Raw genomic sequence first — 17,058 nt, forward strand, 5'->3', positions numbered from 1 at the left:
GACTCGATTTGCCCAACCGTCAGCGACTGTTCACACAGTCACATCAACGAACACCGCCGCCACCCGTCACGCCACATGCGGTTGCAGTACTAGGGACCTGCGAGGGCAGCCCGCCGGCCCCACCACCCCTCCAGGCGCTGCGTGCCGCCTTCACACCCGGCGGGGTCCGCCCCGCCGGGCCGGGCGGCCGTGCACGCCGGACCACGACGGCCGGCCGGCTAGCGCGGCGAACCGCTCACCACGGCGTCGGTCCGCTCGGTGTCGGTCCGCTCGGCATCGGCCCGCTCGGCATCGGTCCGCCCCGAGTCGGTCCGCTCGGTATGGGGCGCGGCATCACGATCGGCCGCGCCTCCGGCATCCCCGGCATCCGCGTCCGCCCGCGCCGCATACCGCTTCGCCAGCACCGCGCACACCATCAACTGCATCTGGTGGAAGAGCATCAGCGGCAGCACCGCCAGCCCCGCCTGTGCGCCGAAGAGCACGCTGGCCATCGGGAGACCGGCCGCCAGGCTCTTCTTCGACCCGGCGAAGGTGATGGCGATCCGGTCCTCACGGTTGAAGCCGAGCTTCTTTGAGCCGTACGAGGTGCCGGTCAGCATCAGCGCCAGCAGTACGGCCTCCACGCCCAGCAGACACAGCAGGCGCAGCGGCGAGACCTGGTGCCAGATGCCCTCGACCATGCCGGCGCTGAATGCGGTGTAGACGACGAGCAGTATCGAGCCGCGGTCCACATAGCCGAGGACCTTCTTGTGGCGGGTGATGAAGGGGCCGACCCAGCGGCGCAGCAGCTGCCCGGCGATGAACGGCAGCAGCAGCTGGCAGACGATGGAGAGCAAGGAATCGGCCGAGAAGCCACCGCCGTGGCCGCCGCCGTTCAGGACCAGGCCCGCCAGCAGCGGGGTGACGACGATGCCGACGATGCTGGAGAACGATCCGGCGCAGATCGCCGCCGCCACATTGCCCCGGGCGATGGACGTGAAGGCGATGGAGGACTGGACCGTGGAGGGGACCAGGCACAGGAACAGCAGCCCGGTGTAGAGGGTGGGCGGCAGGACGTAGGGGACCAGCGCGCGGGCGGCCAGGCCGAGCAGCGGGAAGACCGCGAAGGTGCAGGCCAGGACGGTGAGATGGAGCCGCCAGTGGCGCAGCCCGGCCATCGCCTCGCGGGTGGAGAGCCGGGCGCCGTAGAGGAAGAACAGCAGCGCGATGGCTCCGGTGGAGGCGCCTTCCGCGACGGTGGCGGCCGGTCCGCGCGCGGGCAGCAGCGCCGCCAGCCCGACGGTTCCCACCAGCGCCAGTATGTATCCGTCCACGGGCAGCCAGGAGGGCAGGGCGAGCAAAGGGCGGCGCATGGTCTCTCTTCGGATCGTTCGGCGGGTCGGACGGAGGCGTGGGCGGGGGCATGGACGGAGCCCTCTCCAGGGTGCCGTTCGCCGCAGCGATCGGGAACCCCTCTTACCGTGGTCACTGTCATCACAAACCCCGATGAGCAAGCCCCGATGGACGGACGCGATGAGCGGACCCCGAAGACCGGAAGAGAGGCCGAGGGCCATGTTCGACCCCGCCCAGCTGCGCACGTTTCTCACCGTGGCGCAGACGCTGAGCTTCACCCAGGCCGCGCACCGCCTGGGGCTGCGCCAGTCGACCGTGAGCCAGCACGTACGGAAGCTGGAGGAGGCCGCCGACCGGCGGCTGTTCGTGCGCGATACACATGCCGTGGAGCTGACCGAGGACGGCGAGGCGATGCTCGGATTCGCCCGCACGATCCTGGAGGCCAACGAACGGGCCGCGAGCTTCTTCGCGGGGACGCGGCTGCGCGGCCGGCTGCGGTTCGGCGCGTCGGAGGACTTTGTGTTGACCAGGATGCCGGAGGTGCTCGAAGGGTTCCGGCGGGAGCACCCCGAGGTCGATCTGGAACTGACGGTCGAGCTGTCGGAGACGCTGCACCAGCAGCTGGCGGCCGGCCGGCTCGATCTCGTACTGGCCAAGCGGGGTCCGGAGGAGTCGCGTGGCCGGCTGGTGTGGCGCGACCGGCTGGTGTGGGTGGGCACCGAGCGGCTGCGGCTCGATCCCCAGCGGCCGGTTCCGCTGGTTGTCTACCCGCCGCCCGCGGTGACCCGCGCCCGTGCGCTGGAGGCGCTGGAGCGCCAGGGCCGGGAGTGGCGTATCGCGTGCACCAGCGGAAGCCTGAACGGACTGATCGCCGCAACCCGGGCAGGACTGGGCGTTATGGCACACACCATGGGCATGATCCCGCCAGGTCTGGCCCGGATTCCGGCGCGTGCCGGGCTGCCGGAGCTGGGTGGGGTGGATTTCGTCCTGCTGTACGGGCAGCGCTCGCGTGCGGCGCGGGGCCCGGCCGAGGCTCTGGCCGACGCGATCCTGGCAGGCGGCGACCGACTGCACATGCCATAGGCCGCGGGAGCGCAACCACAACCGCAACCCACAACGGCTCCCGCTCCGGCCCACCACGCCGCGGGGTACATGCAGAGGTTTAGTGCAGAAAAGGTCCCGGCGTGGTGATAGTCCGGAGACGAATTGGCAGGATCATGTCCGCGCTTCTCCGAAGTAACCCGATTTCTCACCTTGGCCATTTCCTGTGCACGCACGTCCGCGCCGTGGTACCGCCCTCCCGGACGTCGCCACCTTGGGGTACGGTCTCGGCCCTGTGAGGAGCACCACGAAGGGCTGGGTCATTGCGCGAGTTCACCGTCCCCCCTTTGGCGACCGCCCCGCGGGTCGGCGGGCTGGCGGATTCCGTCTACGACAATGCCGATGCTGATCCCGGCCAGGTCGCGCTGACACGCAAGGACGACGAGGGGCGCTGGCAGAACGTCACCGCGGGTCAGTTCCGGGACGAGGTCATCGCACTCGCCAAGGGCCTGCTGGCACAGGGCGTCCGGTTCGGCGACCGGGTCGGCATCATGTCCCGTACCCGCTATGAGTGGACCCTGTTCGACTTCGCGCTGTGGTCCGTCGGCGCCCAGTCCATACCGCTGTATCCGACGTCGTCGGCGGAGCAGGTCTTCTGGATGCTGCACAACGCCAACGTCACGGCGTGCCTGGTCGAGCACGAGGACCATGTGATGACGATCGGCTCGGTCGTCGACCGGCTGCCGCATCTGCGGAAGCTGTGGCAGCTGGACCGCGACCCGGTGGCCGAGCTGACCGCGGCCGGTGCGCATATCGAGGACGACGTCGTGCACCGCCACCGTATGGCCGTCACGCCGGACGCCACCGCGACGATCATCTACACCTCGGGCACCACGGGCCGCCCCAAGGGCTGCGTCATCACGCATGCGAATTTCATGGCCGAGGCCGACAACATCGTGCTGCGCTATGAGCGGGTCTTCAAATCCAAGGCAGGCGAAGAGGCTGCCACGCTGCTCTTCCTCCCGCTCGCCCATGTCTTCGGGCGGATGGTGCAGGTCGCGGCCATCCGCGGCCGGGTCAAGATGGCGCACCAGCCCGAGCTCGCGGCCCGCGCGCTCCTGCCCGATCTGCAGACCTTCCGGCCGACGTTCATCCTCGCGGTGCCCTACATCTTCGAGAAGGTCTTCGCCGCGGCCCGGCGCAAGGCCGAGGCGGACGGCAAGGTCGGAGCGTTCGACAAGGCCGTCGAGATCGCGGTCCGGTATGCCGAGGCGCAGGAGAACAAGGCGTTCGGCACCGGATCGGGCCCCAGCGCCTCGCTGCGGATGCAGCATCAGATCTTCGACAAGCTGGTCTACAGCAAGGTCCGGGACGCCATGGGCGGCCGGGTGCGGCATGCGATGTCGGGCGGCTCGGCGATGGAGCGCCGGCTCGGGCTGTTCTTCGCCGGCGCGGGCGTGATCATCTATGAGGGTTACGGCCTGACGGAGAGCACCGCGGCCGCCACCGCGAATCCGCCCGAGCGGACCCGCTTCGGCACCGTGGGCACGCCCGTACCGGGCACGACCGTGCACATCGCCGAGGACAGCGAGATCTGGATCTACGGCGGCCAGATCTTCCAGGGCTACCACAACGACCCGAAGGCCACCGATGCGGTGCTGCACGACGGCTGGTTCGCCACCGGCGACCTGGGCGCCGTGGACGAGGACGGCTATCTGACGATCACCGGCCGCAAGAAGGAAATCCTGGTCACCTCCGGCGGCAAGACGGTCTCCCCGGTGCCCCTGGAGGAGCGCGTACGGGCGCATCCGCTGGTCGCGCAGTGCATCGTGGTCGGCAACGACCGGCCGTTCATCGCCGCCCTGGTGACGCTGGACCCGGAAGCGGTCGCCCACTGGCTGACCATGCGCGGCAAGCCGGAGATGCCGCCGGGCGACCTGGTGCGCGATCCGGACCTGGAGACCGAGATCCGGCGTGCCGTGGTCGCCGCGAACACTCTGGTCTCGCAGGCCGAGTCGATCCGTACGTTCCGGATACTGGCCAACCAGTTCAGCGAGGAGCACGGGCTGCTGACACCGTCGCTGAAGCTCAAGCGCAAGGCGATCGAGACGGCGTACTCCGCCGAGGTGGACGCGCTGTACCGGGGGTGACGGGCGCCGCCTCGGCCGACCGGGCCGGCCGGTCCGGGCCGAAATCTCACCGTCGCGCATCCCGCGGCGGGAATGCGCGACGGTGGATGATCGTTGACGTTCCGGAGCACGAAGAAGTCGACCGATGTAAGGATCGAATCCCCCGTGAGCAAGGTTCCGTCCATCACGCTCAACAACGGCATCGCGATGCCGCAGCTCGGTTTCGGCGTCTGGCAGATTCCGGACGACGAGGCGGCGACCGCCGTCGGCCATGCCCTGGAGGCGGGCTACCGCAGCATCGACACCGCCGCGGTCTACGGCAACGAGGCAGGCACGGGTAAGGCTCTCGCCGACTCGGGCATCGCCCGCGACGAGCTGTTCGTCACCACGAAGCTCTGGAACTCCGACCAGGGCTACGACTCCGCCCTGCGCGCCTTCGACACCTCGCTGGCCAAGCTGGGCCTGGAGTACGTGGATCTCTACCTGATCCACTGGCCGCTGCCCTCGAAGGACGCGTACGTCGACACCTACAAGGCGTTCGAGAAGATCTACGCGGAGGGCCGCGCCAAGGCCATCGGCGTCTCCAACTTCCTGCCCGCCCACCTGGAGCGGCTGCTGAGCGAGACCTCCGTCGTCCCGGCGGTCAATCAGATCGAGCTGCACCCGCAGTTCCAGCAGGCCGAGTCGCGCGCCGTGCACGCCCGCCATCACATCGCGACCGAGGCCTGGTCGCCGCTGGGCCAGGGCCGCGGCCTCCTCGAGGACGCGACCATCGGCAAGATCGCCGAGAAGCACGGCAAGACCCCCGCCCAGGTGGTGCTGCGCTGGCACATCCAGCTCGGCAACGTCGTGATTCCCAAGTCCGTGACGCCGTCCCGGATCCGGGAGAACATCGACGTCTTCGGCTTCGAGCTGGACGACGCCGACCTGAGCGCCGTCGCCGGCCTCGACGCGGGCAACCGCCTCGGCCCGGACCCGGCCACGTTCGACATGGCCTGAGGCGATAGGGAGCGCGGCACCAACTGCGGCGACAGGTTCCGCCGCGATACGGCTTCGGGCCACCTGGTCCGGCCGTCGGGCCACGCGCTCCGACGGTCCGCCGTCATGGCGTTACCCGCTGCGGTGCCGCCCGGTCCGTCCGGGCGGCACCGCGGCGTACGGGCCGTCCGCGGCGGCGGTTCGGCTGCCGAGTGGCGGGCCGGGCGGGCGGCGGTGAGTGTGGGGAGAGCGGGCGGTCCCTGCGCTCGGCGGCAGGGGCACGTTCCGTGCTCTTCCCTGCCGCAACGGCTGGAAGGTGCCCCACCGAGGAGGCAACGATGCCTGAGGTCACCGCTCCCTACGAGCCCGGGACGCCCTGCTGGGTCGATCTCGCGGCCCCCGACCAGCAAGCCGCCATTGACTTCTACTCCGGCCTGTTCGGGTGGACCGGAGAGATCGGGCCACCGGAGACCGGCGGCTACGCCGTATGCCTCCTGAACGGCAAGCCGGTGGCCGGAATCATGGCCGCGATCCCGATGGGCGGCCAGCCCGCGCCCCCGACGGTGTGGACCACGTACCTGGCGTCCGGTGATGCGGATGCCACCGAGCAAGCGGTCAATTCCGCAGGCGGTACGGTGCTGATGCCCGTCATGGACGTCATGACGATCGGCCGGATGTGCATCGCTGCCGACCCCACCGGTGCGGGATTCGGTGTCTGGCAGGCCCGCGACTTCCCCGGCGCCGGCATCGTCAACGAGCACGGCGCCGTGATCTGGAACGAGCTCAACACCACCGACCGGGACGCCGCGGCCGCCTTCTACGAGGCCATCCTCGGTATCCAGACCGATCCCATGGAAGGCGCCGAGGGCTACTTCGCTCTCGGTGTGCAGGGACGCCCGGTGGGCGGGCTCCAGTCGATGCCCGCCGGAGTGCCCGCCGGCACACCTTCCCACTGGCTGACGTACTTCTCGGTGGCGGACACCGACGCGACGGTCGCCAAACTGCAGGAGGCCGGTGGGGCGACGCTCAAGCCGCCGTTCGACATGGTGGCCGGACGGATGGCCGTCGTACAGGACCCGCAGGGCGCGCCCTTCGCCGTGATCAACCCCAAGCCGATGAACCAGAGTTGAGCCTCTCCTGGCGTGTGGGCCGGTACGAGTGACGGGCCCACACGCTGACGGGCCCGCACGGATGACCGGCTCGTACGGATGACCGGCTCGTACGGCTGAGGATCCCTACGGCCGACGGACCCCTACGGCTGTGCGGTGAAGGCCACCTTCACCGCACGCGATCCGGTACGGACGACCAGCCCGTGGGCGGCCAGCTCCCCCGCCGTACGCGCCGCGTTCAGCCACACATTCACCGCCGCGCCGAGCAGCAGCGGATCCAGGCAGGGCCGGGGCTCGCCCCACGAGCGCGGGGCGTGCGCCTCCAGCAGCGTCCCGCCGCGCCGCAGCAGGAGCAGGCAGCGGTCGTCCGCGAGGGCGGCGACCGCGACGTCCAGGCCCGAGGACGGGTCCTGGATCTGCCGGTGCAGCCAGTCCGCGGGGGCGAGTTCGGCGTCGAGGACCGTACGGGCGGTCACCGCCGCGGTCGCCTGCCAGACCGGGTGGGTCTCCTGCGCCGTCACCGCGAAGAAGCCCCGGGACTCCTCATGGTGGTGGGCGACGACCGGCCACCGTCGGACCGCCACGGAGTCGTCGGCCAGCACCTCGCCCGTCACGTCGTATGCGGTCGGTCCCAGACGCCGTTCGGGGCGGGGCTCCGGGACCGGATCCGGAGCGGGCGGATCCGTGGGCCGGCGGACCTGGCGGTGCTCCAGGAATCCGTACATCACCTCCTGATGACGCCGCCCCGCCTCGCCCCGTACGGCCAACTGCCGGTCGACGGCGTCCTGCAGCTGCTCGGGGCTGTGCTTCTCGGCGGCGGTCAGGAGCTGTTCGAGCAGATCACCGTCCGGGTCCAGCCGGGTGGCCGCGCGGCTGAAGGCCGCCGTGGGCGAGGCCGGGTCCAGCTCGTCGAGGCCGGTGGCCGCGAGCAGCAGTACGCGCCGCAGGGCCGCCGAGTAGAACGTGGTGCTGCCGTGGTCACCCACCACCCAGTCACCGGCGATCATCGCGGCCCGCCAGCCCTCCTCCGGCGGCAGGAGCAGCAGCCCGGCAGCCATCTCCTTCCTCAGCCGCTCACGGATGCGCTGCCGGCTGTGCCGGGCCCACACATTGGGATGTAGGACGAGCGCGACCGCGAATTCATCCGCCGGCAGCGCCGTGACCATCCTCAGTGGCAGGTCCGGGCACCGCCCGAGCAGCGAATGCTCGCTCCAGGTGCTGTTGATGACGACCAGTCGGCGGCCGTTCGCGACGCCGAGCGCCGCCCGGTAGAGATCGCGCCGGGGCACGCTCTGCGCGATCCGGTCCCAGCAGTAGTCGCCGATGAGACGGGCCACCGGGACGGCCTCGGGGCAGGTCTGCCCGAGGCGGGCGATCTGGTCCTCGTGGGAGACCCCGATCGCGGCCGGCAGCACCCGCCCCCACCGCGTCAACTCCCGCCGGGAGAGCCCCGCGGGGGCGCCCGGCTCCCCGGTGGACTCGACGACCAGCCGGTTGTATCCGGCGCCGTGCGGCATGACCAGCAGCGGCGCGTCCAGCCGCCGCATGGACGGATGCACCGCACACGCCACGGCCAGATCGAAGGACCGCCGGGTCGCCTCCCGCCAGCTGAGCACGCTCGCGCCCAGCCCGCCGAAGTAGTCCGCCAGCCCGTCGCTGAAGGCCGACCCCGGGTTGACGGTGAACGTCACGCCGATGCCGTCCTCCGGCCGCAGCAGCCGCATCACGTCCATCAGCCGGGTCGCCGAGGTGAGCGTGCGGGCGACGCCGAGCACCTGGGCGTCCTCGCGCACGGTGTTCCAGCGCGACCGCCGGCGCCAGGCCCGGCGGCGGGGCGGGAGGGGCACGGGTCAGGCCGCCCTCTCACCGAGGCCGACGCGCTGCCGCAGCTCCCGTACCTTGCCCCGGCTCGCCTGCCGCACCTGGGCGTTGTGTATCTGCTTGCCGAGCTCCTCGGCGAGCTCCAGCGCCTGCTCGAGTTTGGCGAGCTGGGCCAGTTCGCCCGCCAGCAGCGCCGCATCGGTGACGGCCTCGAGTGCGGGGGCGGTGAGCCCGAGGGCCTGCAGTGCCCGGCCGCGGACGATGCCGACGCGCAGCCGCATGGAGTCGTCGCCCTCGGCCTCGGCCGTGGCCAGCGCCTCGGTGAGCAGGTCCAGGGCCTCCTGAGGGCGGCCGGCGGCAAGGATCGCCTGGCCGAGGTTGTAGCTCTGCACCACGATGCCGTGGGTGTCGCCCTCGTTGGCGCGCAGGGCCCGTTGGAACAGCTCGATGGCGTCGTCGGGCCGGTCCACGGCGAGCCGCAGCAGGCCCTGGGTCTCCCAGATGATGCCGGGGAGCCGTGCGTCGGCGACCGCTCCCAGGAGCTTCTCGGCGCGGCTCAGCTCCGTCTCGGCGACGTCGTACTCGCCCAACGAGTAGTGTGCGCGGGCCAGTTGGTTGTGCATCCTGACCTGTGCGTCGGTCCGGCCCGCCGCCTGCGCCGCCGCAATGCCCAGCCGGTGGGACTCGATCCAGTCCGCATAGTGCTTGCGGTTGTGGTAGAGCGCCCAGAGCGATTCGCACAGCCGCCAGACGGCGTCGTGCCGGCCCTCGTCGGAGGCGGCCCGCAGCACGGCCAGGAGGTTGGCGCGTTCGGCGTTGAGCCATTCCAGGGCCTCGGCCTTGGTGGTGAACAGCCGCCGGTCCGCTTCGCCGGGAGGCTCCTGGAGGCGGAGGCGCTGTCCCATCACGAGCTGGTCGGCGCGGGCGGCGGTGGCGACGTAGAAGTCGGTCACCCGGCGTCGGACCGGCCGCAGGTCGGCCTGGGGCTCGGTGCGGCTACGGGCGCGGGCGTGCGCCGCCACCACATCGTGCAGCCGGAACCGGTCCGGCTCCCCCGCGCCCACCGCCATATGCGCGGTGCGCAGATCGCGCAGCCCGTCCTCGAACCGCGGTACGCGGGCGGCCTCGGCGACGGCGGCGGTGAAGGTCGTGCCGGGGAAGCATCCCAGGAAGCGGTAGAGGGCCCGGGTGTGCTCGGGGAAGGTCTCGGTGACGGCGTCGAAGACGGCCGTCGCCGACTCCCGTACCCCCATCGACTGCCGGTGCTCGTCGGCCAGCTCGCGGACCACGGCCTGCAGGCTCTGGTGCGGGCGCTCGATGAGCCACTCACCGGCCGCTCGCAGGGCCAGCGGCAGTCCGCCGCACACCTCGACGAGCCGCTGTGCGGCACCCGTGTCCGCCGTGGAGTCCCGCCAGCGTCCCACCAGTTGGAGACCGGCCGCGATGTCGAGCGGATCCACGACGACCGGCGCCGCTCCGTCCAGCTCCAGGGAGGTCAGCCGGGTGCGGCTGAGCACGACGGCCAGGCCGCGGCTGGGCAGAATCGGCCGGACCTCGGCGGCATGCTGGGCGTTGTCGATGACCACCAGCAGCCGGCGGCCGGCCGTGGCCGTACGGAAGAGCTTCGCCCGGTCGGACAGCCCCGCGGGAATGAAGCTCTCGTCGATGTCCAGGGCGCGCAGGAAGGTCCCGATGACGCCGCCCACGTCGATACCGCCGTCGCGGCGCACCTCGGCGAGGTCGACGTAGAGCTGTCCGTCGGGGAAGCGGTCGGCGAGGTCGCGCCAGACCCACTGGGAGACCAGTTCCGTCTTGCCGACGCCGCCCAGTCCGGTGATCACGATCGTGCCCGGCGGGCCGCCTTCGCCGTAGGAGTCGGCCGCCGCGCTCAGATCGGCGAACTCCTGCGTCCGGTTGACGAAACCTCCTCGTGGCGGAGGGACCTGACGGGGGATCAGTACCGGCCGCTGCGCGCCGCCGATGGCGATGGTTCCGATCCGTGCGGCCTGGATGAGTGCACCATGGGCGACCGCGTCCCCCGATACAACGTTACGGACGCTTTCGCCCGCGCCCTCGATGCTGTCGCTGTCCACCGTTCCCCCCTCCGCATCTCCCCCAACGCGCCCAGGACGCCGGAGGTTCCCCCACCGCGAACCGCCCCAGCGTATGTGCCCGCGCCGCCCGGCACGTGGCATCCGGGCCGGCCACCGCGGTTGCACTGCGTACTCAAGGCCGCTAACCGCCTCACGGCGGGCCCGCGGTCCCGGTGGCGGCGGACCCGGCGGTGGTGACCAGCATGGCGACCAACCGCTCCGCCTGCGCGCGGGAGTCCGGTGCGCCGGACCAGCCGGTCATGAGCAGATGGTGGACGGTGCCGACCAGCGCGAGCGCGACCGCGCCGGTGTCGGTGCCCTCCGCCAGGCGGCCGAGGCGCTGTTCGGCACGCAGGTAGGTGGCGATCGACTCCTCCACGGCGGCGAAGCCCGGGGCTCCGGCCTCCAGCTCCTGGCGTACGCGCAGGAAGGCGGCGGGCCGGGTGAGGGCGAGGGCCGCGACCGTGGGGCCCGCGGAATCCAGCAGCACGTGCGCGACGGTGCCGAGGTTCTCGGCGATGGTGTCCTGACCTGCGCGCGCGGGGAGTTCCGCGGCCGTCCGCGCGGTGCGGGCGAAGCGGTCCAGGCAGAGCTCCGCGATGAACTCGTCCAGCCCGGCGAAGTGGGCGTTCAGCAGGCCCTTGGCGCAGCCGGCCTCACCGGTGATCGCCCGCCCCGTCAGGGCCCCGGGACCTTCGCGCGCCAGCAGCCGCTCGGCGGCGGCGAACAGCCGCTCGCGGACGTCGGGGATCGCCACTCCACGCGGTGACATAGGACCTCTCTTCCCGTACGGGCTCATGGCCCCTCCGGCGTCGCCGTTGGTCAACCGGATTGCGTACGACGGGGGTTGCCAGTTTGGGCATGTGCCCATACTGTTTGGGCACTTGCCCATACTAGGCGTGGACGGCCCGCGCCCGCAGGAGGTCGACGGCATGCGGCAGATCGCCGACACCGAGCAGGAGAAGGCATGGAACGGTTACGAAGGCACCCACTGGGCCCGCCATCAGGACCGCTGGGACGCGGTGAACGCGGGCTTCAACGAGACCCTGTTCACGGCCGCCGCGATCGGGGCGCGTGATCGCGTCCTCGATGTGGGCTGCGGCGCCGGATACACGACCCGGCTGGCCGCGCGCCAGGCGATCGACGGGCGGGTCCTGGGGCTGGATCTCTCCGGTCCGATGCTGGAGCGCGCCCGTGCCACCACGGCACGGGAGAATCTCGCGAACGTGACCTTCGAGCAGGGCGACGCACAGACCCACCCGCTCCCACCGGACACCTTCGACGTCGCGATCAGCCGCTTCGGGGTGATGTTCTTCACCGATCCCGTCGCCGCCTTCGCCCACATCCGCGGCGCGCTGCGCCCCGGCGGCCGGATGGCGTTCGTCTGCGGCGCGGGCCCCGAGGGCAATGAGTGGCTGGGGGCCATGACGGCGCTGCGCGCCTATCTGCCCATCGGGGCCTTCGGCGCCCCGGGCGGCGCGGGGATGTTCTCCCTCGCCGACCCGGAGCGCATCCGCGAGGTGCTGTCCGCGGCCGGGTTCACGGACATCACCGCAACCCATGCGACGGGGTACGGAACCTGGGGCCGGGACGCCGAGGACGCGGCCTCGCTTCTGCTGGACTCCGGCCCCGGACGCCACCTGACCAGCCAGGTCACGCCGGAGGCAGGGGACTGCGCCCGCAAGGCGCTGACCGCTGCCCTGCGTGCGCACGAGGACGGCGACGGAGGCGGGGTGCGGCTGCGCGGCACGGGGTGGCTGGTCACCGCTATCCGCCAAGTGGCGCCGTAGCGGGCCGGGTTACTGCGCGCGGGCGGTGTGCACCGTCTGGACCGCCAGCAGAAAGGCGTCCGGACGGCGGGCGAGACCGGCCGCGTCGTGCGGATCGGTGAGGCGGGCGAGGGTGGTCAGATCGTCCTCGTCCAGCTGGTCGCCGTACGCCTCGATGACCTGGGAGAGATTGGCGACGACATAGTCACGTGCGGCGGTGGACAGCGGGGCCGGCAGGTCCAGGAGGAAGCCGCGGGAGCGCGGGGTGCGCAGACCGGCGTCGGCCAGGAAGGCGGGCCAGTCCTCGATGGCCGCCTCGGCGTCCGGCAGCGCCGTCCGCATCTGCGTGAACCACTCCTCACCGGCCGCGTCGAGGCGGGACTGCAGCCCCGGGCGGCCGATGCCGAAGTCGCGCGGCAGAAAGCGGGGCGCCAGACCGCCCTCGGCGATGGCCAGCAGACCGCCGGGCCGCAGATGCCCGGCGAGGGCGGCCACCGCGCCCCGCTGGTCACCGACGTGGTGCAGCGCCCGGCTGGACCAGATGAGATCGGCGCCGCCGAGCGCGTCCAGCCCGTCCGGGACCTCGGCGACATGAGTGTGGAAGCGGTCGCCGAGACCGAGCCGGTCGGCGCGGTCGCGGGCCCGCTCCAGGAGGGCTTCGGTCGCGTCCACCGCGACCACCTCGGCGGCGGGAAAGGCCTGCGCGAGGACGCAGCCGGCGACGCCCGGTCCGCTGCCGATGTCGAGCACCCGGCGCACCGCGTCGGGGCCGGGCCCGCCGGCGGCGGTGAGCAGCTCGCGCAGCCACCCCGCCGTCTGCTCGTAGACCGGCGTGTGTACCTCGGCGCCCCGTTCGAGGTGCGGGCCGAGCACCGCCCAGTCCACGTGGGTGGTGTCCTGGTCGTGGCCGTGTCCGGGGTGGTGGTGACTGCCGGCGAGAGGTGGATTGCTCATGCGGTCGAGCCTCCGATACGGATCGTTCCCGGGCAACCTTCCTTGCCGGTTCGGCAACCCCCGGTTCCCGCCGGACCACCGGCTCACCGTAGGGTCTGGCCCGTGGCTACTCCGGGATGGATGCCGCCGACCGACACGGAGCGGCGGCTGTGCGAAGCGACGGCACGCGGTGACTGGGACGGACAGGTCGCGGCGATCGCCGGCGAGGATCTGTATTTGGCGGCGCCACAGCAGGGTCAGGACCCACTGCCCGTCTACGACGATCCCGCGGCGGGCGGTAAGTGCATTCCCGTCCTGACGCGCGGCATGCTGCCGCCCTGGCAGCCGCAGCAGTTTTTCGACCGGGTTTCGGTCGAGGAACTGGCCCAGGACTGGCCCAACGACAAGTGGCGCCTGGCGGTCAACCCGGGAACGCCGTCCGCCGCGTACCTGGCCGCGACGCCCGGCCACCGCGCCGCCTGGATGCGGATCCGGGCCCAGGTGGGCGTACGGCCCGGCGGGCTGCTCGCCACGCACTACGGCGGCCCGCTGCACGGTCCGCTCGCCCAGGGGCTGGCCTGCGGCGCGCCCCTCGCGGTGCACCACAGCGTCCCGTGGAACGAGCTCGGCACGGCCTTCCTCGACCCTGCCACGGACGCCGGGACGCTGCGCGAACAGTGGTCGGTGACCGACCCGGCGAGCTGGCAGCAGCGGCTTGACCAGCTGCTCGGCGCCCAGTTCGTACCGGCCGAGACGGAGGCGGGGCTGCGCGAGCGGGCCGCGGCCCGTCTGCCGCCGGGCACACCGGATACACAGGACGCAGAGGACACACAGGACGCGGCGGATGCGGCGGATGCGGCGGGCTCCGGGAAGTCCGGTGACACGGCGGCCCCTGGCCTCCCCGAACTCGTCACCCGCTACGAGGAACGCTTCCGTACGGACGGGGTGCTGCCGCCCGACGGCCAGGTGGTGTCCCTGGTCGCCCTCGACCACGTCCACGCGGTGAACCTCGCCCGCTGGGGCCTGAGCGCCCGGCTGTGCGCGCCGCCGCAGGCCGAGCAGGCCGTGCTGCAGGTCGGCGCGCAGGCCAGGGAGGTCTACGGCTCGTGGGAGGAGTTCGCCGCCGGCTATGCGCTGGGCCGCCTGCTGGCGTACGACAACGGCTGGTTCGGCCCGCAGTACGCCGAGACCCTGCACATCCACCGCGTCCTCGCCCAGGACCCGGCTTCGCCGTGGCGGGGCCTCCCCTTCGCCTGACGCCCCCGCCGCCCCGCCCCACCGCGGCCACCGGCTGGTCATCCGTACGGGTGACGCGGCGGGGCCGAGCCGGGATCAGGGGGCCGGCGGTTGTCCGGGGGACGGCCGCGGAGCCGGGGGATGATGCGGACCAAAACGCCCGGCACACATCACGGCCGACAGGGCAGGGAGCAAGGGCAGGAACCACGGACCCGACCGGCCGGCTCAACGGACGGACGGACCGACAGAGAGGACGACACGACATGGGCGGGAGCGCTATGCGCCACGGGCGCACCGGCCGGGCCCGGCCGCGCGGTGGACTGCGGCTGCGGGTGCGGCTGTCGCCGTCACGGTCACGGTCACGGTCACGGTCACGGTCACCGCGGATCGTGACACCGGGAGACCGCCATGGGCACTGACGCCGCTCCGCCGGTAACCTCCGCCCCTCCCGCCGGCCCGCCGGCCCACACGGCCCTGCCGACCTGGGCGCAGTGCCGTACCGCGCTGCGCCGTACGCCGCTCTCCGTCTGGCGCGACGATGTGACGGACTGGGCGGCCAGCCTCACCTACTACTCGGTGCTGGCGCTGCTCCCGTCGATCATCGTCACGGTGTCGCTGATCGGCCTCGCCGACCCCTCGGCCACCGAGCAGCTCATCCAGCAGATCAGCTCCATCGCACCGGCCGGCACCGGCGCGGCCGTGCGTCATGCGCTGATCGTCATGGCCCATCAGCGCACCGCGGCCTGGGTCGTGGTGGGCGGCGCGCTGGTCAGTGCGCTGTGGTCGTCGTGCAGCTATCTCGCGGTGTTCCGGCGGGCGCTGCATGCCATGCACCGTACGAAGGACGACCGGCCGCCGTGGCGCAAGGCGCCGCGCATTCTCGCGACCGCGCTGCTGCTGATGGCGTTGCTGATCAGCAGCGCGGTGGTGTTGCTGGTGAGCGGGCCGATCGCGCGCGCCCTCGGCCGGGCGCTCGGCCTGGGCGAGGCGGGCGAGGCCACCTGGAACCTGCTGAAGTGGCCGCTGCTGCTGCTTCTGGCCGCCGTACTGGCCATGGTGTTGTTCCGCTCCGGGCCGCCGACCTCACGTGGCGTACGGCGTGCGGCGCCCGGCGGAATAGTGGCGGTTCTGCTGTGGCTGGTGTCCTCCGCGGGCTTTTCGGCCTATGTGTCGTACGTCGGCACCTTCAACCGCCTCTACGGCTCGCTCGCGGGCCCGCTGGTGTTCCTCATCTGGCTGTGGTTCTCGCATCTGTCACTGCTGTCCGGGGCCCAGTTCAACGTGGAGCTGGTCCGCGCGGGCCGCTCTGTGAAGGTGCCCGAACACACCTGACGCCGGCGCGGGCGGGGGCGGGGGCTCAGCGTGCGTTGTGGCTGGGGGCGATCTCCTCGATCCGGCGCGCGAGAGCGAAGTCGAGGTCGGTGATCCGGCCGTCGGCGCTGTGGGTGTTCACCGCGACGGCCAGCCGGTTGTAGGTCAGGGTCAGCGCGGCGTGATGGCCCAACTCCTCCTGGATCTGCGCGATATGGATGACCATCACGGCGGCGGGAAGGTGCCGGTCGAAGGCGTAGCGGCGGCGCAGCAGCTCCCCCCCGACGAACCAGTCGGGCAGCTCCCCGAGCCGGTCCTCGATCTCCTCGCCGCTGAGCGGTTCCACCTGGGCGTTCATGGCGCTCACCTCGTCACCGTATGCGCTGTTGCGTGGCCACTGTGGCAGTTCCAGCGTGGACCATAACCGGCGGGTAGCACGAGTCCGGGAGATCACCCGCCTTCGCGGTGCGCGTCGGCTAGCGTCCCTCCCATGACGACTGCCGCGGCGCCCGCGCCGACGACCACGGGTGTGGGGATACTGCTGCGCGAATGGCGCGACCGCCGCAAGATCAGCCAGCTGGAACTGGCCCTGCGCGCCGATTCCTCCGCCCGGCACATCAGCTTCATCGAGACCGGCCGCTCCCGTCCCAGCCAGGAGATGGTGCTGCGGCTCGCCGAACACCTCGATGTCCCCGTACGGGAGCGCAACGCCCTGCTGATTGCGGCGGGTTACGCGCCGACCTTTACGGAGACGCCGCTGGACGCCCCCTCGATGGAGACCCTGCGCGCGGGCATGGAGCGATTGCTGACCGGCTACGAGCCGTTCCCCGCTCTGGTGATGGACGGTATGTACAACGTCCAGGCGGCGAACCGGGGCATCGCCATGCTGCTGGAGGGCGTCGACGAGTCCCTGCTGCGGCCGCCGCTGAACGCCATGCGGATCACCCTGCATCCGGGCGGACTGGCGCCCCGCATCCGCAATTTCCTGGAGTGGCGCGGTCATCTCTTCGCCCAGATGGAGCGGCAGTTGGCGCTGCTGCGGTCCGCGCCGCTGCGGGCCCTCTACGACGAGGTTCGGGAATATCCGCTGCCCGAGGGCGGGCGGGAGGTGGCGTCCTTCGGCGATCACCCGCCGTTCGCGCTGCCCATGATGATCGAGCACGACGGCACCGTGCTGACCTTCATCTCCACCATCGCCACGTTCAACACCCCGATGGATGTGACCGTCTCCGAACTGGCGGTGGAAACCTTCCTGCCCGCCGACCCGGAGACGGCCGCCCATCTGCGGAAGCCGGCCCCGTAACGG

General features: G+C 71.8%; 14 protein-coding genes. 8 read left to right on the forward strand and 6 right to left on the reverse strand.

What is annotated here, in order from left to right; genetic code table 11:
* Window positions 1–218: 218 nt before the first annotated feature.
* On the reverse strand, window positions 219–1,352 hold the full coding sequence (locus tag ACZ4S3_RS30740) for a bile acid:sodium symporter family protein (protein WP_467939924.1): 1,134 nt from the start codon (window positions 1,350–1,352) through the stop codon (window positions 219–221).
* A gap of 199 nt (window positions 1,353–1,551) precedes the next feature.
* On the opposite strand from ACZ4S3_RS30740, the gene ACZ4S3_RS30745 reads away from it, so the two are divergent.
* From ACZ4S3_RS30745 to ACZ4S3_RS30760, 4 genes are all read left to right on the forward strand, one after another.
* Window positions 1,552–2,415 carry a LysR family transcriptional regulator gene (locus ACZ4S3_RS30745; protein WP_467939926.1) on the forward strand — a complete coding sequence of 288 codons (864 nt, stop codon included), beginning with the start codon at window positions 1,552–1,554 and terminating at the stop codon, window positions 2,413–2,415.
* 281 nt (window positions 2,416–2,696) lie between these two features.
* Window positions 2,697–4,523 (forward strand): AMP-dependent synthetase/ligase, encoded by a 1,827-nt coding sequence (locus ACZ4S3_RS30750; RefSeq protein ID WP_467939929.1) that lies wholly within the window; start codon window positions 2,697–2,699, stop codon window positions 4,521–4,523.
* Between the two features lie 144 nt (window positions 4,524–4,667).
* Window positions 4,668–5,501 (forward strand): aldo/keto reductase, encoded by an 834-nt coding sequence (locus tag ACZ4S3_RS30755; RefSeq protein ID WP_467939933.1) that lies wholly within the window; start codon window positions 4,668–4,670, stop codon window positions 5,499–5,501.
* Between the two features lie 317 nt (window positions 5,502–5,818).
* Window positions 5,819–6,610 carry a VOC family protein gene (locus ACZ4S3_RS30760; protein ID WP_467939937.1) on the forward strand — a complete coding sequence of 264 codons (792 nt, stop codon included), beginning with the start codon at window positions 5,819–5,821 and terminating at the stop codon, window positions 6,608–6,610.
* 122 nt (window positions 6,611–6,732) lie between these two features.
* Here the strand turns inward: ACZ4S3_RS30760 and ACZ4S3_RS30765 are convergent, their stop codons facing one another.
* The 3 genes from ACZ4S3_RS30765 to ACZ4S3_RS30775 form a co-directional block, all read right to left on the reverse strand.
* On the reverse strand, window positions 6,733–8,436 hold the full coding sequence (locus ACZ4S3_RS30765) for a hypothetical protein (RefSeq protein WP_467939940.1): 1,704 nt from the start codon (window positions 8,434–8,436) through the stop codon (window positions 6,733–6,735).
* Between the two features lie 3 nt (window positions 8,437–8,439).
* Window positions 8,440–10,503: a hypothetical protein gene (locus ACZ4S3_RS30770; protein WP_467939944.1), complete on the reverse strand. Its 2,064-nt coding sequence runs from the start codon at window positions 10,501–10,503 to the stop codon at window positions 8,440–8,442.
* Between the two features lie 151 nt (window positions 10,504–10,654).
* Window positions 10,655–11,275 (reverse strand): TetR/AcrR family transcriptional regulator, encoded by a 621-nt coding sequence (locus ACZ4S3_RS30775; protein WP_467939947.1) that lies wholly within the window; start codon window positions 11,273–11,275, stop codon window positions 10,655–10,657.
* Window positions 11,276–11,435: 160 nt separating this feature from the next.
* Here ACZ4S3_RS30775 and ACZ4S3_RS30780 point away from each other — a divergent pair, with 160 nt between their 5' ends.
* On the forward strand, window positions 11,436–12,293 hold the full coding sequence (locus ACZ4S3_RS30780) for a class I SAM-dependent methyltransferase (protein WP_467940420.1): 858 nt from the start codon (window positions 11,436–11,438) through the stop codon (window positions 12,291–12,293).
* Between the two features lie 9 nt (window positions 12,294–12,302).
* Here ACZ4S3_RS30780 and ACZ4S3_RS30785 read toward each other — a convergent pair whose 3' ends face one another.
* The gene (locus ACZ4S3_RS30785) at window positions 12,303–13,226 is read right to left on the reverse strand and encodes a class I SAM-dependent methyltransferase (RefSeq protein ID WP_467939950.1); all 924 of its coding nucleotides are present in this window, start codon (window positions 13,224–13,226) and stop codon (window positions 12,303–12,305) included.
* 120 nt (window positions 13,227–13,346) lie between these two features.
* On the opposite strand from ACZ4S3_RS30785, the gene ACZ4S3_RS30790 reads away from it, so the two are divergent.
* Both ACZ4S3_RS30790 and ACZ4S3_RS30795 read left to right on the forward strand, forming a co-directional pair.
* Entirely contained in the window at window positions 13,347–14,462 is a 1,116-nt protein-coding gene (locus ACZ4S3_RS30790) for a DUF1266 domain-containing protein (protein ID WP_467940423.1), read from the forward strand.
* A 387-nt stretch (window positions 14,463–14,849) separates the two neighbouring features.
* A complete protein-coding gene (locus ACZ4S3_RS30795) occupies window positions 14,850–15,773 on the forward strand; it encodes a YihY/virulence factor BrkB family protein (RefSeq protein ID WP_467939954.1) in 924 nt (307 codons plus the stop codon).
* Window positions 15,774–15,798: 25 nt separating this feature from the next.
* On the opposite strand, the gene ACZ4S3_RS30800 is transcribed toward ACZ4S3_RS30795, so the two are convergent.
* On the reverse strand, window positions 15,799–16,110 hold the full coding sequence (locus ACZ4S3_RS30800; RefSeq protein WP_467940426.1) for a 4a-hydroxytetrahydrobiopterin dehydratase: 312 nt from the start codon (window positions 16,108–16,110) through the stop codon (window positions 15,799–15,801).
* Window positions 16,111–16,242: 132 nt separating this feature from the next.
* Between ACZ4S3_RS30800 and ACZ4S3_RS30805 the strand changes: the two genes are divergently transcribed.
* On the forward strand, window positions 16,243–17,055 hold the full coding sequence (locus tag ACZ4S3_RS30805) for a helix-turn-helix transcriptional regulator (protein WP_467939958.1): 813 nt from the start codon (window positions 16,243–16,245) through the stop codon (window positions 17,053–17,055).
* Window positions 17,056–17,058 lie beyond the last annotated feature (3 nt).

Source organism: Streptomyces sp. NPDC028368 (genome assembly GCF_055565615.1).